Origin of the sequence: Microbacterium sp. AG157 (assembly GCF_003385695.1) — a bacterium.
Classification (GTDB): domain Bacteria; phylum Actinomycetota; class Actinomycetes; order Actinomycetales; family Microbacteriaceae; genus Microbacterium; species Microbacterium testaceum.
The window spans coordinates 1-5,568 of record NZ_QRDK01000009.1 but is presented as its reverse complement, the minus strand read 5'-3'; the positions used below and the strand labels follow the sequence as shown (position 1 = coordinate 5,568).

The window sequence follows — 5,568 nt, the reverse complement described above, 5'->3', positions numbered from 1 at the left end:
CCCGGGGAAGTGCCCGTAAATGCGAAATGGCCACCCAACTTTGGGTGGCCATTTCGACTGAAAAGAAGTCCGGCGGTGTCCTACTCTCCCACAGGGTCCCCCCTGCAGTACCATCGGCGCTGAGAGGCTTAGCTTCCGGGTTCGGAATGTAACCGGGCGTTTCCCTCTCGCTATGGCCGCCGAAACACTATTGATGTTTCAAAAACCAACAACGACATCATCATTGTTGAGTTCCCGACCGTACATCGAGAACCACTCAGTGGACGCAAGCACCAAAAACAGGTGTGTTATCAAGTCATCGGCTTATTAGTACCGGTCAGCTTCACGTATTACTACGCTTCCACATCCGGCCTATCAACCCAGTAGTCTGGCTGGGAGCCTCTCACCATAAATGGTATGGAAGTCTCATCTTGAGGCCGGCTTCCCGCTTAGATGCTTTCAGCGGTTATCCATCCCGAACGTAGCTAATCAGCGGTGCTCCTGGCGGAACAACTGACACACCAGAGGTTCGTCCAACCCGGTCCTCTCGTACTAGGGTCAGATCCTCTCAAACTTCCTACGCGCGCAGCGGATAGGGACCGAACTGTCTCACGACGTTCTAAACCCAGCTCGCGTACCGCTTTAATGGGCGAACAGCCCAACCCTTGGGACCTACTCCAGCCCCAGGATGCGACGAGCCGACATCGAGGTGCCAAACCATGCCGTCGATATGGACTCTTGGGCAAGATCAGCCTGTTATCCCCGAGGTACCTTTTATCCGTTGAGCGACAGCGCTTCCACAAGCCACTGCCGGATCACTAGTCCCGACTTTCGTCCCTGCTCGACCTGTCAGTCTCACAGTCAAGCTCCCTTGTGCACTTACACTCGCCACCTGATTGCCAACCAGGTTGAGGGAACCTTTGGGCGCCTCCGTTACATTTTGGGAGGCAACCGCCCCAGTTAAACTACCCACCAGGCACTGTCCCTGAACCGGATCACGGTCCTAAGTTAGATATCCAGAGTGACCAGAGTGGTATTTCAACAATGACTCCACACTCACTGGCGTGAATGCTTCACCGTCTCCCACCTATCCTACACAAGCCACACCGAACACCAATACCAAGCTGTAGTAAAGGTCACGGGGTCTTTCCGTCCTGCTGCGCGTAACGAGCATCTTTACTCGTAATGCAATTTCGCCGAGTTCGCGGTTGAGACAGTTGGGAAGTCGTTACGCCATTCGTGCAGGTCGGAACTTACCCGACAAGGAATTTCGCTACCTTAGGATGGTTATAGTTACCACCGCCGTTTACTGGGGCTTAAATTCTCAGCTTCGCCTTGCGGCTAACCGGTCCTCTTAACCTTCCAGCACCGGGCAGGCGTCAGTCCGTATACATCGTCTTGCGACTTGGCACGGACCTGTGTTTTTAGTAAACAGTCGCTACCCACTAGTCTCTGCGGCCACCACACCCTTTCGGAGCAAGTCCTAATAAGTGGATGGCCCCCCTTCTCCCGAAGTTACGGGGGCATTTTGCCGAGTTCCTTAACCACGATTCTCTCGATCTCCTTGGTATTCTCTACCTGACCACCTGAGTCGGTTTGGGGTACGGGCGGCTAGAACCTCGCGTCGATGCTTTTCTCGGCAGCATAGGATCACCCACTTTTTATCCGCATCGTGTCTCAGCCTCAATGACTCCCGGATTTGCCTAAGAGTCGGCCTACGCACTTGCACCAGGACTACCATCGCCTGGCTTGGGCTACCTTCCTGCGTCACACCTGTTAATACGCTAGCCGCACCAGCATGGGGTCGAGCGTTCACACACACCCGCCTCACCCCGAAGGGATCCGCTAAAGCGTGAGCTAGGACTCTTAGCACCACTGGATTGACTGGGGCGGTTCTTCGCCGGTACGGGAATATCAACCCGTTGTCCATCGACTACGCCTGTCGGCCTCGCCTTAGGTCCCGACTTACCCAGGGAAGATTAGCTTGACCCTGGAACCCTTGGTCTTTCGGAGGACGTGTTTCTCACACGTCTTTCGCTACTCATGCCTGCATTCTCACTCGTGTAGCGTCCACGGCTGGGTCACCCCGCCGCTTCACTCGCCACACGACGCTCTCCTACCCATCAACACGGCTGGACCACGAAGGCCTACCAAAAATGTCAATGCCACAACTTCGGTGGCGTGCTTGAGCCCCGTTACATTGTCGGCGCGGAATCACTTGACCAGTGAGCTATTACGCACTCTTTCAAGGGTGGCTGCTTCTAAGCCAACCTCCTGGTTGTCTAAGCAACTCCACATCCTTTCCCACTTAGCACGCGCTTAGGGACCTTAGTTGGTGGTCTGGGTTGTTTCCCTCTCGACTATGAAGCTTATCCCCCACAGTCTCACTGCTGCGCTCTCACTTACCGGCATTCGGAGTTTGGCTGACGTCAGTAACCTTGTAGGGCCCATCGGCCATCCAGTAGCTCTACCTCCGGCAAGAAACACGCAACGCTGCACCTAAATGCATTTCGGAGAGAACCAGCTATCACGAAGTTTGATTGGCCTTTCACCCCTATCCACAGCTCATCCCCTCAGTTTTCAACCTAAGTGGGTTCGGTCCTCCACGACGTCTTACCGTCGCTTCAACCTGGCCATGGATAGATCACTTCGCTTCGGGTCTAGGACACGCGACTCAATCGCCCTATTCAGACTCGCTTTCGCTACGGCTACCCCACTCGGGTTAACCTCGCCACGTATCGCTAACTCGCAGGCTCATTCTTCAAAAGGCACGCTGTCACCCCTACTAAGGAGGCTCCAACGGTTTGTAAGCAAACGGTTTCAGGTACTATTTCACTCCCCTCCCGGGGTACTTTTCACCTTTCCCTCACGGTACTTGTCCGCTATCGGTCATCTGGGAGTATTTAGGCTTATCAGGTGGTCCTGACAGATTCACACGGGATTTCTCGGGCCCCGTGCTACTTGGGATACTCTTCACGCCAAGAACAAGCATTTCGACTACGGGGTTCGCACCCTCTATGACCGGCCGTTCAAAACCGTTCGTCTATACCCTCTTGTCACGTCGATCATTCGGCAGAACAATCAGAAAAGTCCCACAACCCCCAACATGCAACGCCTGCCGGCTATCACACACGCTAGGTTTAGCCTCTTCCGGTTTCGCTCGCCACTACTTACGGAATCGCTTTTGCTTTCTCTTCCTGTGGGTACTGAGATGTTTCACTTCCCCACGTTCCCTCTACCCGCCCTATATATTCAGGCGGGAGTCACCAGGTACGCACGCGCCCTGGCGGGGTTTCCCCATTCGGACATCCTCGGATCAAAACTCGCTTATCAGTTCCCCGAGGCTTATCGCAGATTGCTACGTCCTTCTTCGGCTCCAGATGCCAAGGCATCCACCGTTTGCTCTTAAAGACTTGAAATCACATGAGTTGAATCGTCAAAAAATTGACTAATGATCTTTAAGATCATCTTCACCACACAACCCCAAAGAGTTGCATGGAAGATGCTCGCGTCCACTGTGTAGTTCTCAAAGTACGGGCGGTACCCACCCCAGCCACCGAAACACCGGCGCCAAGACAGGCCCTCGAGGAACAAACACCAACAAAGAATCCACAGACCCCCGTCAGCGCCCGGCCCCTCAGGACCCAACAGCGTGCATGTATCAACAACTCCGAACCAGATCGTTCCAGTGGCAAACCACGTACTGAACCCGGACACATCATCCCTGACACCAAGTCAAATGTTCCACCCATGAGCTACCAGCAACACACATTCGGTGCTGAACTGGCGCCTGGACACTCGAACCGAAACCCGAATGCCAGATGCTCCTTAGAAAGGAGGTGATCCAGCCGCACCTTCCGGTACGGCTACCTTGTTACGACTTAGTCCTAATTACCGATCCCACCTTCGACGGCTCCCTCCACAAGGGTTGGGCCACCGGCTTCAGGTGTTACCGACTTTCATGACTTGACGGGCGGTGTGTACAAGACCCGGGAACGTATTCACCGCAGCGTTGCTGATCTGCGATTACTAGCGACTCCGACTTCATGAGGTCGAGTTGCAGACCTCAATCCGAACTGGGACCGGCTTTTTGGGATTCGCTCCACCTCACGGTATTGCAGCCCTTTGTACCGGCCATTGTAGCATGCGTGAAGCCCAAGACATAAGGGGCATGATGATTTGACGTCATCCCCACCTTCCTCCGAGTTGACCCCGGCAGTATCCCATGAGTTCCCACCATTACGTGCTGGCAACATAGAACGAGGGTTGCGCTCGTTGCGGGACTTAACCCAACATCTCACGACACGAGCTGACGACAACCATGCACCACCTGTTTACGAGTGTCCAAAGAGTTGACCATTTCTGGCCCGTTCTCGTATATGTCAAGCCTTGGTAAGGTTCTTCGCGTTGCATCGAATTAATCCGCATGCTCCGCCGCTTGTGCGGGTCCCCGTCAATTCCTTTGAGTTTTAGCCTTGCGGCCGTACTCCCCAGGCGGGGAACTTAATGCGTTAGCTGCGTCACGGAAACCGTGGAATGGTCCCCACAACTAGTTCCCAACGTTTACGGGGTGGACTACCAGGGTATCTAAGCCTGTTTGCTCCCCACCCTTTCGCTCCTCAGCGTCAGTTACGGCCCAGAGATCTGCCTTCGCCATCGGTGTTCCTCCTGATATCTGCGCATTCCACCGCTACACCAGGAATTCCAATCTCCCCTACCGCACTCTAGTCTGCCCGTACCCACTGCAGGCCCGAGGTTGAGCCTCGGGATTTCACAGCAGACGCGACAAACCGCCTACGAGCTCTTTACGCCCAATAATTCCGGATAACGCTTGCGCCCTACGTATTACCGCGGCTGCTGGCACGTAGTTAGCCGGCGCTTTTTCTGCAGGTACCGTCACTTTCGCTTCTTCCCTGCTAAAAGAGGTTTACAACCCGAAGGCCGTCATCCCTCACGCGGCGTTGCTGCATCAGGCTTCCGCCCATTGTGCAATATTCCCCACTGCTGCCTCCCGTAGGAGTCTGGGCCGTGTCTCAGTCCCAGTGTGGCCGGTCACCCTCTCAGGCCGGCTACCCGTCGACGCCTTGGTGAGCCATTACCTCACCAACAAGCTGATAGGCCGCGAGCCCATCCCAGACCGAAAAATCTTTCCAAACACGACCATGCGATCACGTCTCATATCCAGTATTAGACGCCGTTTCCAGCGCTTATCCCAGAGTCCAGGGCAGGTTGCTCACGTGTTACTCACCCGTTCGCCACTGATCCACCAAGCAAGCTTGGCTTCACCGTTCGACTTGCATGTGTTAAGCACGCCGCCAGCGTTCATCCTGAGCCAGGATCAAACTCTCCATAAAAAAGAAAAGCAACAACCACCGGGAAAACGGCAGCCGCAGCGAGTTCGAAACTGACCAAAGAAAAAACATCATTACTGACGAAATTTCACGCCAACCCCCAAAAGAAGGTTGGACTTTGATCCAAAGGAATCTCTCGCAATCCAACAAAAGTCAGACCGACGAGGAATAAATTGGCATTTGACAAGTGCACGCTGTTGAGTTCTCAAGGAACGGACGCACCCACAGAAACGATCTC

At 54.4% G+C, this 5,568-nt stretch carries 3 rRNA genes; all 3 read right to left on the bottom strand.

Features of this window, described 5'->3' with window-relative positions:
- Window positions 1–67: 67 nt before the first annotated feature.
- Window positions 68–184, bottom strand: a 5S ribosomal RNA gene (gene rrf / locus DEU35_RS16770).
- A 102-nt stretch (window positions 185–286) separates the two neighbouring features.
- Window positions 287–3,398, bottom strand: a 23S ribosomal RNA gene (locus DEU35_RS16765).
- A gap of 413 nt (window positions 3,399–3,811) precedes the next feature.
- Window positions 3,812–5,333 (bottom strand): 16S ribosomal RNA (locus DEU35_RS16760).
- The 16S, 23S and 5S rRNA genes sit together here, the layout of an rRNA operon.
- Window positions 5,334–5,568 lie beyond the last annotated feature (235 nt).